Origin of the sequence: Chitinophaga sp. YR627, from assembly GCF_900114995.1 — a bacterium.
In the GTDB taxonomy this organism is placed as follows: Bacteria; Bacteroidota; Bacteroidia; order Chitinophagales; family Chitinophagaceae; genus Chitinophaga.
The window spans coordinates 607,692-621,541 of the sequence record NZ_FOUX01000002.1 but is presented as its reverse complement, the minus strand read 5'-3'; the positions used below and the strand labels follow the sequence as shown (position 1 = coordinate 621,541).

The window sequence follows — 13,850 nt, the reverse complement described above, 5'->3', positions numbered from 1 at the left end:
AATCATTAAATTGAGACAGACTTAAAACGTGTTCCACATGCTTAAAGACCTGTTTCAATCACCCGATTATTTCCACGTAGATGGTTTGTTGACCGAAGAACATCTCATGGTGCGCGATGCCGTACGTCAATGGGTGAAAAAAGAAATATCCCCGATCATAGAAGATGCCTGTCAGCAGGCAAGTTTTCCCGCTCAGATTATCAAAGGTTTAGGTGAACTGGGCTGCTTTGGTCCGACCATCCCTCAGGAGTATGGCGGCGGCGGCATGGACCATATAGCTTACGGACTGATGATGCAGGAGCTGGAAAGAGGAGATAGCGGGGTCAGGTCTACAGCCTCTGTACAGGGATCACTGGTGATGTATCCCATCTTTACCTACGGCAGCGAAGCGCAAAAACGGAAGTATCTGCCTAAACTGGCCAGCGGGGAATGGATGGGCTGCTTCGGACTTACAGAGCCTGATCATGGTTCTGATCCGGGTAGTATGATCACTCATTTCAAAGATGCAGGCGATCATGTGATCCTGAACGGCGCCAAAATGTGGATATCCAACGCACCTTTCGCACAGATCGCGGTGGTATGGGCAAAGGATGAGGAAAGAAAGATCCGCGGACTGATCGTAGAACGGGGTATGGAAGGATTTACCACACCGGAAACCAAAGGGAAATGGAGCCTGCGGGCCAGTGCTACCGGAGAACTGGTATTTGACAATGTAAAAGTGCCAAAAGAAAATATACTGCCTGACGCAAAAGGATTAAAAGGACCGCTTGGCTGCCTTTCTTCCGCCCGTTATGGTATCGCCTGGGGAGTAACCGGCGCCGCCATGGATTGTTACGATATAGCGCTGCGTTACGCGAAAGAACGCGTACAGTTTGGTAAACCAATTGCCAGCTTTCAGCTTACACAGAAAAAGCTGGCGGAAATGGTTACCGAGATCACGAAGGCACAGTTAATGAACTGGCGCCTGGGCGTACTGAAAAATGAAGGTAAAGCAACGGCCGCACAGATCTCCATGGCCAAAAGGAATGCCTGTGAAATGGCAACCCGTATTGCCAGAGATGCCCGGCAGATATTAGGGGGAATGGGCATTACCGGAGAATATCCGATCATGCGCCATATGATGAACCTGGAAAGTGTGATCACTTATGAAGGGACACATGAGATACATTTGCTCATTACCGGACAGGATATCACCGGACTGGATGCATTCCATTGATAACAGTTTCCGACATATATATTCATTAAACAACAGCCAACTATAATGACCAGCAGACCGGATTTTGCAGGATGGGGGATCCTTTTATGTATTATTCTCAGTGCGTTTATCCCTGTATCCGCGCAGCAACTGAGGGAAGTATCAGGACCCGCACAAGGGACCTATTTTATCATAAAATATCTCTCAGACGATACAACTGATCTGCGTCCGCAGATAGATTCCATTTTCAGTGTCATTGATAATTCCCTGTCGCTTTACAAGCCAGGTTCTCTGATCAACCGTTTCAATGAACAAATGTCCGTTGAGATGGACGAACACATGGCCAATGTAGTACGTCGTTCTATCGAGGTCAGTAAGGCCACCAAAGGCGCATTTGATATCACCGTCAAGCCACTGGTAGATGCCTGGGGGTTTGGTGTGCATAAACCAGCTGTCAGAATGGTACCCTCCGCAGATACCTTGAAACGTATACTGCGCTATGTCGGTTACAGCTATCTGAAGGTGCAGGGAAGAACGCTTATTAAAGCAAAGAAAGAGGTACAGATCGATTGTAATGGTATTGCACAGGGATATACCACCGATGTGATTGCCTGTTTTTTACAGGAGAAGGGTATCGCCAATTACCTTGTGGATGTAGGTGGAGAATTAGCCGCCAGTGGAAAGAACCAACGGGGAAGGATCTGGACAGTAGGTATAGAAACGCCCTCCGCACAGGTCCAGGATGCGCCTGCGCAGGCGTTACAGGAACTGGATAACCGTGCTATTACTACCAGCGGTAACTACCGCCGTTTTTTTGAACAGGGAGGAACACATTTTGCCCACAGTATCGATCCGGCTACCGGAGAAGCTTTACATAGTAACATTATTGCCGTAACCGTAATGGCAAAAGATGCGATCACCGCAGATGGATTTGACAATGCACTGATCCTGATGGGGGTGGATAAAGGACTGGAATATGTCAGGAAACATCCTGCATATGGGTTGGAGGCCTATTTCATCTATAAAGACAAGACAGGTAAGATCGCTGTTGCATTTTCCAAAGGATACAAGGACATGATCCTGTTAAAATAGAAAGGTTCCGTGTATGCACGGAACCTCCCTGAAAAGTGGTTTTTTATAGTATACAGCATACTTAGTTGATGTGAAATCTCAGCCCCACATTTGCCTGTAGCACGTTATAACTTGTGATCTCCTGCTGTTTATAAGGCGAATAACTGTATTGCACACTGGCATTGAACAGTAAAGGAGAGCCTTTGCCAAATGGAATATTGACCCCTATTTCAGGAGAAGCGGCAAACTGCCAGCTGTTATCTCTGTCAGTAAACTGACCGTAATATTTATTGTAAAGCATATTCACTGTACCCACACCCAGACCTACATAAGGAATGATGGCAGCATCAGGCTTTGTCAGCTGATATTGCACGGTTGCCAGTATCGGCGTTACCTGTAAGGTACGTGTCTGTACAGCGGAAATATCTGTTCCTTTATCGGAATAGACAGCACGCGGCACACGCTGATAAAATTCCTGGAATCCGCTTCTGAGGCCAATAGCCAGCTGGTCGTTCAGCTGATATTGTAAACCTGCCCGCCATCCGCGAAAGCTGGTTTTATCAGTATAGTTTTTCAGGGAGCCTAAAGGCTGTGCGATTGAATAATCTACGTTGATGGATAAAGGAGAACGTACCTGCGAAAAAGCGCTTTGTACGCCCAGAGAGGCAATCATCAGCAATATCCAGAGCTTTATACTTTTCATCTCAGTCTCTTTTAAAGTGAATTCATTAATTGTTGGTTGCTTTCAGATAGGTAGATTGCGCAAAAACAGCAGATACCATACTGTCCACATTGTTGATGTTCCATACACCACTACCGCGTAGCATCGCGTTCCATACGGCTACCAGCTGATTGTTGTGCGGATTTTTGAGGTCAACCATATCTATTGATACGGCACGCTCTTTCTGGTATACCTGGTAATAGGTCGGCCAGTAGTAACCGTAACCAGGATAGCCCCAATAGAACGGATCGTAATAGCCACCGATACCTGTCCAGTATCCCGGATCGTAATAGATCGCACTATACGTATTGTCTATACGCGTAAGGTTAATGGCCAGATCCGGTTTTGCGGCTCTGTCTATACGCGTGTATCCTCTGGCTTCCAGTGCCTGGGCCACGTCAGCGATCAGTTTCTTATCATAGTCGGTTGATGCACGACCTTCGCCGGAATTCGTTGCTACCGCCACTGAGTCGACAATACTGAACGTTTTATAGGATGAGAAATTTACGCTGTCGTCGTAGTTGGTTACATAAATTCTGGATTCCTCTTCTGTCATATCTTTCAGCGGATCTTTACTGCAGCTGCTGATTGACAGTACGCCTAATGCGGCACACATTAATAACATGACTCTTTTCATATTCACGGGTTTTATTTTGTTGTTCTTTCAGGCAGGTAAGGGAAGAAATGAGACCTTATTCTGTATAATAACAGATAACATGAAATGTGCCAATGGCTTTCGCAGTTTGTAATAGCACAACTTTATAACGTATTTGAACAACTGATGTTACATGAGGTTTATCCGGGAAATGTTAAGGTATTCCTAAAACGTGCAGAGCAGGTAGTAAACAGTTATGAATTATCTGCAGGGTATTTAACTGCTTCCTATGAGCACAAGGCACGTAAATAAGACTAAAAGTATTTCTTAATATGAGTCCGGTAGAGATATCGGTCAGATGGGTATAAGGTTAAATAAAAGAAAGCGGCGATTCAGTATCTCTGAATCGCCGCTTTCTTTTATCTATAAAAATTTATGAATGTACCGCAGAAAGATAAACGGCCTTTTCTGCCAGTTCGCTTTTAAGCTGCATAGCAGACGTAAAATGAATGCCATCAATGCCGCAGGCCGCTGCACCACGGATGTTACGCTCATTATCGTCAATGAACAGGGTAGAAGATGGATCCAGCTCATAACGGTCCAGCAGGAGGTTATAGAAAGCTGCGTCCGGTTTACGGATCTTTTCTCTTCCTGACACAACAATACCGTCAAACCACTGGAGGAACGGATAAGTCACCAGAGCCAGAGGAAAAGTCTCATTAGACCAGTTTGTCAATGCATACAGCTTAAACTGATTGCATTCTTTCAGCTCTCTGAGTACCTCTACGGTCTCCTCGATCTGCCCACCAAGCATTTCCTTCCAACGACCATAAAACGCCCTTATTTCGGCCTCAAATTGCGGATGTTGGGTGATCAGCAGTTCTGTGCCATCCTGCAGGCTTCTGCCTGCATCCTGTTCTTCATTCCAGGCGGAAGTACAGATATTGGAAAGAAAAAAGTCGGTTTCTGCTGCTGTCGCAAATATCTTATTATACAGATAACGCGGGTTCCAATCTATCAGCACGGCGCCAAGATCAAAGACCAGGTTGGAATAATTTTTAGTAGCAGCAGTATTCATGTGGATAAAGGTAATATATTTTATAAATTAGGGAAAAATATAAATTGTTGCAATGATGCAGAAATCAGTCTTATTTGTTTTCACGCATATCTCTGAGTAATCTGATGGTAAGCAATGAGATGAGTATGATGATACCTATTATGCCTGCCCAGATCCATCCTTTGGTTTTAAAGATTGTAGGTTCTTCTTTTGTAATAGTTGTTGGCTTTGGAGATATAACGCCGGGAGCCACTGTGATATTGTCCGCCTTCAGTACAGGAATACGGACAGGCAGTTTGCCCGCAAAATAAGGCAGGTCATATACTGGCGCACTGAGCGCCGGATTGCCGGTCTTCACCACATAACTTTTTCCTTTTTCCAGCCAGGTAGTCAGGTGATAAGCCGCCTGCCACGCATGCACTGTTTTTATTTTGAGCGCCTGGTTGTCTTCATTTTCTATCACAATGTAACACTCCGTCGTTTTCAGCGGTGTACGCAGTTTAATGATATTGGGCTGTCCTGTAGCAAGGGCAAACCGCTCGCCGGATGCAATACCTGATCGCCAGTCATCCGTGATATACGCGATACGGTAATAATAACCGGGTGTATTGATCTGGAATTGCAACTGCCTGATCAGGGAAGCATCTGCAAATTGCAGATGCAGCACCGTCCGTGTGGCCGGCGCTTCTTTTACCGGTGTAACTACAGGCGCCGGTAAGGCAACGAACTGATTGCTGTCGCAGGCCAGGATATAGGAAACAACTTTCTGCTGATCATAGATCCTGATATCTCTCAGATCTGCGCCATTGCTTTTAGCTACCAGGGCAGGTGTCACCGGGATATTGTAAAACCCCGAATCAGGTGTAACAGGCAGGTTCGCCTGCCACGCAAATTCCTGTGCGGTGGCAGACAAACCCGTTATTGTCAGTAATAAAGTGAATAACTGTATGAACTTAGCTGGCTGTCTTGTCTTCATCGGTCAGTAGTATTTTTTTCAGGCGCTGGTACATAAATGAAATGACCAGCAGCAGGATACCCAGGGAAATAAATGCGGCGATCTTACCACCTTCTGAAAGGTTGCGCAGATCGAATGCAAAAAGCTTCAGTAGTGTAAGCGCGAACAGGCTGATGGAGATAATACGCACCTGTTTTGATTGCCATCTGAATCCCAGATAAATCAGCGTAAAAGCAAAGGCGCCCCATAAGATAGTATATCCCATGCGCTGACTGGTATTCTCCAGTTCTGCATGTTGTATACCCGTTAGTGCTACAATATGATCCAGTGAAGCACTCAGCACATACAGCAGCACAAAGGTGGCTACCCATTGGATGATGTGTATAGCATCTTTTTTATCAGATGCTTTCACTGTCAGATACGCCTGATATAACATTGTCAGCAGCCCTGCGATCAGCAGATAGGACAACAGGAAATGAGCGAGTGGCTGATGGTTTTCCAGGTAAGCAGTGCGCACATCGATGATTACCCAGTTGTAATAGACGATAAATACGATGAACAGGATAGCCGACAGTACAATGCCTGCCAACTGCAGAAAAATATGTTCCTTTCTGCTACGGTACAATACAAAGGAGAGAAACGCGTAATTGTAGATACCTGAGCAGATAGGATTGATCGCAGGTGCATGCACGTTCGTCTGATAGTAAAGCTCCAGTATACCCGTTGTATAGATAAGCGCCACCGCCAGCAGACCGAAAGCATATCTTACCGCAGATACGGGTGTTTCCGGCAGGAACTTTTCTTCCGTTTCTTTCTTCAGTAAATGTCTGATGATAAATACCGCCGCTATACATGCAGCGCCTGTAATAAAGCCCTGGTTCAGTAATGGCCACATATCGCGGGACTGCGCATAGCGCAGATCACCGTATACCTGTTCCCAGTCCATCAGCAGACTGAATGTCATCATTGCAAATACGATACAGGCGGCGTACTTCATCAATGGCAGACGCGAACGCTGGAACAGCCATAATAACAATACAGCCTCCGCCGCCCAGAATAAGGTAATATGATTGCCATTCAACTGCACCGGTGCTGCAAGGCTCAAAAAGCTCAGGGTAAGACCGATCAGCAGATATATCAGGTTCTTATCAGCATGCTGATTACGATACAGTGAATAAGCAAAAATGAAATTAAATATAGCGATACATGCAGTGAATAAACCCTGGAACATGCCATTGTGTATATGCGCAAGGATGACCATACCCGCCGCGTAATACAGGAATGTATTGCTCAACAGGATCATGATCTCCGTTGCCTTGAATTTTACCCGCTGTTTCAGGTTATTCACCACATTCATCAGGAAGAATACAATGTAAAACAGCGTCGCAAATACCAGTGCCGTTACATAAGGAACAGGTTTGCTGGCTTCATTAAGGATGCTGACAGACAACCAGCTGCCAAACAGAATAATGGTAGCCGCATAGCTGATAATATTTACAATATTCCATTTCTTATAGTATGCCAGTATCAGCATACCAACATTCAGGATCAGTATATAGGTAAATAAAACAGCCGCATTACCCGCGCCGGTACTCACCAGCAGGGGAGAGGAGAATCCGCCCAGTATAGCAAATACAGCCAGTTCTTTTCTGTCATAGCTAAGTGAAAGCACGACTGTAAATGCCGTGATCAGTATCATCATGATAAAGGCCACTGTCTGACTGATCAGATGGTATTGCTGGAAAGCAATAGTCATACTGAAGTAAAGTACCGCTACACCACCGCCTACCAGCACAGAGCTGAATGCATTGAATGTTTTGCGTAAACGGTGTGCAACACCGATCAGGATACCGCCGCAGAGAATACCGATGAAAGTACGGCCGGTTTCATTGATCCAGTTATTGTCAATGGCGTATTTCAGGAAGAAACCGATACCGATAACAAGGATGGCAATACCAATTTTGTTGAACAGGTTTTCCCCGATAAACTTCTCCAGATCCGGGTTTTTCTCCCAGAAAGATGGTTTAGGTTCCGCTGATGGTGGAGGTGTAAAGGCAGTTGCCTGCTCAGATACACCGGAAATATCCGCGGTACCTGTTTGTTCGTTGCCTGGCAATGTTGCTTCATAAGCAGTAAATGCTGCTTCCTGTGCAGGCGTGGGGGCTGGTTCCGGTTCCGGCGTAGCCGGTATATCGATAATGGGTGTTGTTGTTATTGGGGGTGGAGGAGGTAGTGGTACATCCTCTACGATCGGTGGTGGTATATACGGTTTGGGTTCCGGTCTGACAGTTGGTTGTCTGTCCCAGTCCCGGCGTGGTGTATATTCTTCCTGGTGGGAAGATGGACCCGTTTCCTGTTGTTGTCGCAGTAATCGCTCCAGTTTGTATTCCAGTTCCACCAGTTTACTTTTGAGCGAGTTCCCCGTGTTAATAACAATGATCAGGATTACAATTAAAAGGATGAACGTAATTACAGCCATAAGCTATAGGTATTTAATGGGAATAATGCATTGAGTATAGTCCATTATTGATAAAAAGCCCCGCATTCACAGGAACACGAGGCTATATCAACATTGCAACTGAGTAAACGAATTTGTTGATGGATTTCCGGAGCAATACTTACCAGATATGTATGCTGTAGGTTGTTTGCCCTGTGCTGACAGTTTTCAATGGCAAAAGGGGAAAAACGACCTCCCATGCGTGAATATATGCTGGTTGAGATGCGACCTTACTCTCTAGTACTCAACAAATATATTCTATTTTTTAATATAAAGTAGTCTTTTATTTTTTGTATGGATATCTCCAATATAAAACCACCCGCTGTAGTCATACATCGGGTGGTCAAGGCTCTGGGAGTGGGTTGAAAGCTTATTTAAAGTCGGTAGACAGCGTCACTTCGCGGTTGGCCGCAATTCCCTGTTGCAACATATCTATCTTATAGTTTGCAAATTGGAGAGCATCCGAACCCAACAGCAGACGTAGTGGTGCTTCCGCTGCTTTTGATGTGGCAATGATCACAGCCGCCAGTTTAACCGGATCGCCTAACTGTGTGCCAGGCACCTCTTCTTTATGTTTGCGTTTATCTTCCTGAATAGTACTATACGCAGCTATCGGATGTTCCGGAACGGTAATAGAACCACTGCTCAGGAAGTTTGTACGTACATATCCTGGTTCGATGATTGTTACCTGGATACCGAATGGCTTTACTTCCTGTGCCAGTGCTTCGGAGATGCCTTCTACGGCGAATTTACTGCCACAATAGAGGCCCCAGCCAGCACCTGCGATCAGACCAAATACACTGGAGAGATTGAAGATCCGGCCGCTGCCAGCTGCACGCATATGTGGTAATATGGCACGGGTAACGTTCAGCAAGCCAAATACATTGATATCAAAGATTGCCTGGGCTTCCTTTGCAGATGTTTCTTCTATACCACCGATCAGGCCATAACCCGCATTGTTCACCAGTACATCAATAGCTTTAAATTGTGCAATAGTGGCATCTACCGCTTTCGCGATGCTTGTTTCATCATTCAGATCAACCTGTAAAGGGAGGAATTGTGGGGAAGTATTGCCTACCGCTTTTTTCAATGTATCGAGGTTACGGGCGGTAGCCGCTACGTTATATCCTGCTGCGAGTAACTGATTCACCAGTTCAAGACCAATACCCTGCGAACAGCCTGTTGCAAACCATGTTTTTCTTTGTGTGTCCATAATTCTGATGTTTTAATTTTATGACACAAAGGAACAAACATTGCGCTGTCAGGGACTTGATCAAACCGTAACAATACTTGTGAGTTTCAAATATTGACCTGCAACAGGGCATTTTTCCTGAATCTGGAAGGTGAGATATGTTCTTTTTTATTGAAGAAAGAGGTAAACGCAGCATGTTCTGAGAACCCAAGGGTATAACTGATGGCATTAATGTCCCAGTCTGTTTGCAGCAACAGGACCTTCGCCTCATACAGTAACCGGTCCTGTATATGTTCCCGCAGGGTCTTGCCGGTCTGGTTTCTCACGAGTGTATTCAGATAGTTGGGGTGTACATTCAGCTGATCGGCAAACTCACCCGCTGTTTTCATTTTCACAACGTCGTCCGTCGTTTTTACCTGGAAATTGGATTCCAGCAACGAAAGGAACCCATGTATATAGCGATAGTTATCAGGAACGGCCGAATTAACCAGGTTCCTCCCTGCCCGCTGACTTTCCAGCAGGATCATCTGGAGATGCAGGAGGATGGCCTGTTTTTTATCTTCGTTCTGTCCGCGGTCTTCTTCCCATATCTGTTCAAATGATCTGTTGATATTAGCAGATTGTGCCTCAGTGAGTTGGACGACCGCATTGGCCGGTTGGAAGAAAGGGTAGTTCCGGAAGAGTTGCAGTAAATGTGTCTCCTGCGTGAAATAGTCAGGGTGGATCAGGCAAAAGTGTCCACCTGTTTCAGCGGAGGTAGTCTGCCAGGACATGATTTCATCCGGGTGCAGAAAGGCGATCTCTCCCGCATTCATCAGGTACTGATGTAGTCCGACGGTAAGGACGCCCGTCCCTGCCGTCATATGGAAGATCTTGTAAAACTGCCGGCGGTTAGGGGAGATGTAGTCCTTTACAGGATAACGTTCTCTGTTCTCCACACTGAAATATTTTGCATCAAGCGGATACAGTTCCACATTTAAAAGGGGAACTTTGAAATTTTCATTTGCAAAACTTTCCAGCCCAAGGCGTGGCACATCTTTTTCCATACTGAAAGTTACAAATTTTATCGGCCCCATGAGACAGGAGAATCAGGAATTGGTCAGGTATATGATAATAGAGTGTTACTTCCAGGGACTCAATTCCGGATAGTTAATTCCTGATTGAAAGACTATGTGCGTTTCCCGTTATTAATAATGCTAATTTTGTTATACGACGACATCTCGTTCATTCATCTAAAGTGGGATTATGAAGAAACTATGCTTTCTCTTTATACTGAGTCTTGTTGTATTGCAACTGTCCGCACAGACAAAACTAACGGTTGCTGTTGCTGCGAATATGCAATACACCATCAGGGCCCTGATAGCAGAATATAACAAGACGGACAAAACAAAGATAGATGTGGTGATAGGCGCCTCCGGTGGTCTTACACAGCAGATCATGCATGGTGCGCCGTTTGATATTTTTGTTTCTGCGGATAAAGCGTTTCCACAGAAACTGGCTGAAAACAACTTTACACTGTTGCCGCCAAAAGTATACGCAAAGGGACTGCTGGTATTGTGGAGCGCAAAGCCAGGTATCCGTCCGGATGCCAATATGAAAGTATTGCTGGCCGCAAATATTAAAAGCATTGCGATCGCCAATCCGAAGACTGCGCCTTATGGCAGTGCGGCAGAAGCTATCCTGAAAAAGTATGCGCTTTATGATAAAGTAGCCGCCAGGCTGATAAGAGGCGAAAGTATCACCCAGACAAGCCAGTTTATTGCGACGCAGAACGCAGATATTGGTTTTACGGCAAAGTCGATTGTTATTTCTGAAGAAATGAAAGGTAAGGGTACCTGGGTGGAACTAAACACAAAAGACTATCCGGCTATCGAACAGTCAGCCGCTTTGCTGAAACATGCACAGGAGAATAATAAAGCCGCGGCGGAGAAGTTCTATAACTTCCTGTATTCTGCAAAAGCAAAAGCAATTTATCACCAGTTTGGATATATCGTAAAATGATAGAACTGGATCCTATATGGCTAACTTTAAAACTGGCACTGAACACGACCCTGATATTGTTCATCGTTGCGGTGCCTTTAGCATATCTGTTATCTGTTAAGAAAACAGTATTCAGTCTCTTTATTGAAGCGATTGTCAGCATGCCGTTGGTATTACCACCAACAGTGATCGGGTTTTATCTTTTGCTGGCGTTTAGTCCGGCGAACTTTTTTGGTCATTGGCTGGAAGAAACCTTTGACATACGTGTCGTGTTTTCTTACAGCGGGTTACTGATCGCTTCCGTTATCTATAGTCTGCCGTTTATGGTGCATCCTGTTCAGTCAGGATTCTCCTCATTACCGCCAAGTCTGAGAGAAGCCAGTTATTCCCTGGGTAAATCAAAATGGGAGACCTTTTTAAAGGTATTGTTGCCTAATATCAAACCATCACTATTGACAGGTATCGTACTGACATTTGCACATACCGTGGGTGAGTTTGGTGTGGTGTTGATGATAGGGGGAAATATACCCGGTAAAACCCGTACAGGTTCTATCGCTATCTACGACGAAGTAGAGGCATTCAACTATCACAATGCAAATGTCTATGCCGGCATTCTGCTGGCCCTGTCTTTTTCTATCCTGTTAGTGCTTTATGCATTTAACCGGAAGGCAGGACAGTCGAAATTCTATTAATCTGCAAATAGCTATATACAGCTTATGATTGATTTCGCTTTACAGAAGACTTTACATACCGCAGAAGGGGAGTTGCCATTCAATGTCAGCGCGCGTATTGAAAGAGGGCAATTTGTAGGCTTGTATGGGGTGTCCGGCGCCGGAAAAACTTCCGTATTGCGTATGCTGGCTGGCTTTATGAAACCGGATGATGGTTATATAAAAGTGGGGAGTGATTTCTGGTTTTATGGCGAAGAAGCATTTCATATGCCCACACAACACCGGAGTATCGGTTTTGTATTCCAGGATTATGCCTTGTTCCCCAATATGAATGTGGAAGAGAATATCGCGTTTGCTTTACGCAAAAACGAATCCCGTACGATCGTGGATGAACTGCTGGAATTGACAGGATTAAAGAACCTCGCGAAGCGAAAGATCCAGACCCTTTCCGGCGGACAACAACAGCGTGTTGCATTAGCAAGGGCAATCGCAAAAAGACCTGCTTTGTTGTTACTGGATGAACCTTTATCTGCACTGGATAGTGGTATGCGCGCACAGTTACAGGAGACTTTACTGGATGTGCATAAACGCTATGGACTAACCACCATCCTGGTGAGTCATAATGCAGAGGAAATGGTGAAGCTGGCTGATACAGTGATTCACCTGGAGAATGGCAGATTTCAACGGCAGATGCCTCCAGCGTCATTCTTTCTGAATGGGGAGGATAGTTCCGGTCTGAAGGGAAGAGTAGTATCCATAGCACCAAATGGAGAAGTAGTGGTACAGATAGAGAGCGGCGTATTGCGGTTAAAGTCGGTCAGACAGGACGTGCGTGTAAACGATCATGTGGATATCTCGTGTGATGTGGATATGTATCATTTGAAGAAATCATAGGCAGTAAATATTACCATCCGCTAACGTTAATTAAATGTTGCGGTATTGCATAGGAGCAGGAATGCATTTACTTTTATTGTGTATAGCATGTTGGTGAATGTTCAAAACTACGATGTGAAACAAACTGTTCAAACTCTTCTGTTTATTGCGCTTTTATTAGCCGGGATGCAATTATCCGCACAATCTGGACCTTCCACAAAGCCTAATCTTCTGATTGCTCATAGGGGTGGTATCGTTGATAGCACCGCCGGTCAGAATAGTCTGAAGGCACTTACAAAGGCGATCGCCAAAGGTTACTGGATGGTCGAGGTTGATCTGCGAATGACCAAAGACAGTGTCCTCATTACACACCATGATAAAAACTTCCGTCAGTCTTTTGGCCTGGACTCTGCCGTATCTTCCATGACCTGGGAAGCTATTGGTAAACTCCGTGGTGTTAATGGTTATCGTGTACAGCGATTTGAAGACGTACTGGCGCATTGCAAAGGGAAACTGGGTGTGATGATAGATAATAAGCTGGATGGCAATGATACGGCTGTCTGGACCCGGTTGATCACATTATTGAAAAAGTATGATCTGTATAAGAGTGCGCTGATGATCGGTACAGACGAATCCACAGCATACTTCACCGGAAAGATCAGACTCAGTTGCACCCGTCAGCAGCTGGAAACCAATATTAATAGACCTGACTATAAGGCATCCAATTATTATCTTTTCTCGGATAAGATCAGCAGGGAGGATTACGAATGGGCACATCGTCGTAACATTCTGGTGGTAGGTGTGATCAATGCCTGGGCATTCCAGCCGGGTGAATCGGTATCCAAAGCAGAGGAGCAGGCAACAACGTTGAAGGCGGCAGGCGTGCAATGTTTTCAGATTGATTCCCAGTATGAATCACTGTTTCAAAAGTAAGGAAGAGCCGGGTTTGTGAAAGGGGGGCAGCTCCTGAGTCCGGAAAAAGGGGCAAAGTATATACGGGATAGAGAACTATACATTAAGAAGAACACGCAATCATCTCCCAT

13 protein-coding genes are annotated in these 13,850 nt (G+C 45.2%); 6 read left to right on the top strand and 7 right to left on the bottom strand.

The window, feature by feature from the left end; genetic code table 11:
- Positions 1–37: 37 nt before the first annotated feature.
- Both BMZ72_RS11245 and BMZ72_RS11240 read left to right on the top strand, forming a co-directional pair.
- Positions 38–1,216 carry an acyl-CoA dehydrogenase family protein gene (locus BMZ72_RS11245; RefSeq protein WP_089808260.1) on the top strand — a complete coding sequence of 393 codons (1,179 nt, stop codon included), beginning with the start codon at positions 38–40 and terminating at the stop codon, positions 1,214–1,216.
- Positions 1,217–1,261: 45 nt separating this feature from the next.
- Entirely contained in the window at positions 1,262–2,287 is a 1,026-nt protein-coding gene (locus BMZ72_RS11240; RefSeq protein ID WP_089808258.1) for an FAD:protein FMN transferase, read from the top strand.
- A gap of 61 nt (positions 2,288–2,348) precedes the next feature.
- Here the strand turns inward: BMZ72_RS11240 and BMZ72_RS11235 are convergent, their stop codons facing one another.
- The 7 genes from BMZ72_RS11235 to BMZ72_RS11200 all read right to left on the bottom strand — a co-directional run bounded on the left by BMZ72_RS11235 (position 2,349) and on the right by BMZ72_RS11200 (position 10,329).
- Positions 2,349–2,969, bottom strand: a complete 621-nt coding sequence (locus BMZ72_RS11235; protein WP_089808255.1) for an outer membrane beta-barrel protein — start codon at positions 2,967–2,969, stop codon at positions 2,349–2,351.
- Positions 2,970–2,994: 25 nt separating this feature from the next.
- Positions 2,995–3,624, bottom strand: a complete 630-nt coding sequence (locus BMZ72_RS11230) for a DUF4136 domain-containing protein (RefSeq protein ID WP_089808253.1) — start codon at positions 3,622–3,624, stop codon at positions 2,995–2,997.
- 391 nt (positions 3,625–4,015) lie between these two features.
- Complete coding sequence (locus tag BMZ72_RS11220) at positions 4,016–4,660, bottom strand: HAD family hydrolase (protein ID WP_089808249.1); 645 nt, start codon at positions 4,658–4,660, stop codon at positions 4,016–4,018.
- A gap of 70 nt (positions 4,661–4,730) precedes the next feature.
- The gene (locus BMZ72_RS11215) at positions 4,731–5,615 is read right to left on the bottom strand and encodes a hypothetical protein (RefSeq protein ID WP_089808247.1); all 885 of its coding nucleotides are present in this window, start codon (positions 5,613–5,615) and stop codon (positions 4,731–4,733) included.
- On the bottom strand, positions 5,593–8,073 hold the full coding sequence (locus BMZ72_RS11210; protein ID WP_089808246.1) for a DUF2339 domain-containing protein: 2,481 nt from the start codon (positions 8,071–8,073) through the stop codon (positions 5,593–5,595). Before BMZ72_RS11210 ends, BMZ72_RS11215 begins: the two co-directional genes overlap by 23 nt.
- 388 nt (positions 8,074–8,461) lie before the next feature.
- The gene (locus BMZ72_RS11205; protein ID WP_089808244.1) at positions 8,462–9,304 is read right to left on the bottom strand and encodes an oxidoreductase; all 843 of its coding nucleotides are present in this window, start codon (positions 9,302–9,304) and stop codon (positions 8,462–8,464) included.
- 86 nt (positions 9,305–9,390) lie between these two features.
- Positions 9,391–10,329, bottom strand: coding sequence for a helix-turn-helix domain-containing protein (locus BMZ72_RS11200; protein WP_089808242.1), 939 nt, complete (start codon positions 10,327–10,329; stop codon positions 9,391–9,393).
- A 199-nt stretch (positions 10,330–10,528) separates the two neighbouring features.
- On the opposite strand from BMZ72_RS11200, the gene modA reads away from it, so the two are divergent.
- The 4 genes from modA to BMZ72_RS11180 all read left to right on the top strand — a co-directional run bounded on the left by modA (position 10,529) and on the right by BMZ72_RS11180 (position 13,740).
- Positions 10,529–11,284, top strand: coding sequence for a molybdate ABC transporter substrate-binding protein (gene modA / locus BMZ72_RS11195; RefSeq protein WP_089808240.1), 756 nt, complete (start codon positions 10,529–10,531; stop codon positions 11,282–11,284).
- Positions 11,281–11,955: a molybdate ABC transporter permease subunit gene (gene modB, locus BMZ72_RS11190; protein ID WP_089808238.1), complete on the top strand. Its 675-nt coding sequence runs from the start codon at positions 11,281–11,283 to the stop codon at positions 11,953–11,955. The genes modA and modB overlap by 4 nt, the downstream gene beginning before the upstream one ends.
- Positions 11,956–11,979: 24 nt before the next feature.
- A complete protein-coding gene (locus BMZ72_RS11185; protein ID WP_089808236.1) occupies positions 11,980–12,828 on the top strand; it encodes an ABC transporter ATP-binding protein in 849 nt (282 codons plus the stop codon).
- Positions 12,829–12,993: 165 nt separating this feature from the next.
- Positions 12,994–13,740, top strand: coding sequence for a glycerophosphodiester phosphodiesterase (locus BMZ72_RS11180; protein WP_177222757.1), 747 nt, complete (start codon positions 12,994–12,996; stop codon positions 13,738–13,740).
- Positions 13,741–13,850 lie beyond the last annotated feature (110 nt).

What these genes read in the sequence shown, in the direction of transcription:
- BMZ72_RS11245 (WP_089808260.1), top strand. Translation starts at nt 38, where the DNA reads ATGCTTAAAGACCTGTTTCAATCACCCGATTATTTCCACGTAGATGGT.
- BMZ72_RS11240 (WP_089808258.1), top strand. Translation starts at nt 1,262, where the DNA reads ATGACCAGCAGACCGGATTTTGCAGGATGGGGGATCCTTTTATGTATT.
- BMZ72_RS11235 (WP_089808255.1), bottom strand. Translation starts at nt 2,969, where the DNA reads ATGAAAAGTATAAAGCTCTGGATATTGCTGATGATTGCCTCTCTGGGC.
- BMZ72_RS11230 (WP_089808253.1), bottom strand. Translation starts at nt 3,624, where the DNA reads ATGAAAAGAGTCATGTTATTAATGTGTGCCGCATTAGGCGTACTGTCA.
- BMZ72_RS11220 (WP_089808249.1), bottom strand. Translation starts at nt 4,660, where the DNA reads ATGAATACTGCTGCTACTAAAAATTATTCCAACCTGGTCTTTGATCTT.
- BMZ72_RS11215 (WP_089808247.1), bottom strand. Translation starts at nt 5,615, where the DNA reads ATGAAGACAAGACAGCCAGCTAAGTTCATACAGTTATTCACTTTATTA.
- BMZ72_RS11210 (WP_089808246.1), bottom strand. Translation starts at nt 8,073, where the DNA reads ATGGCTGTAATTACGTTCATCCTTTTAATTGTAATCCTGATCATTGTT.
- BMZ72_RS11205 (WP_089808244.1), bottom strand. Translation starts at nt 9,304, where the DNA reads ATGGACACACAAAGAAAAACATGGTTTGCAACAGGCTGTTCGCAGGGT.
- BMZ72_RS11200 (WP_089808242.1), bottom strand. Translation starts at nt 10,329, where the DNA reads ATGGAAAAAGATGTGCCACGCCTTGGGCTGGAAAGTTTTGCAAATGAA.
- modA (WP_089808240.1), top strand. Translation starts at nt 10,529, where the DNA reads ATGAAGAAACTATGCTTTCTCTTTATACTGAGTCTTGTTGTATTGCAA.
- modB (WP_089808238.1), top strand. Translation starts at nt 11,281, where the DNA reads ATGATAGAACTGGATCCTATATGGCTAACTTTAAAACTGGCACTGAAC.
- BMZ72_RS11185 (WP_089808236.1), top strand. Translation starts at nt 11,980, where the DNA reads ATGATTGATTTCGCTTTACAGAAGACTTTACATACCGCAGAAGGGGAG.
- BMZ72_RS11180 (WP_177222757.1), top strand. Translation starts at nt 12,994, where the DNA reads ATGCAATTATCCGCACAATCTGGACCTTCCACAAAGCCTAATCTTCTG.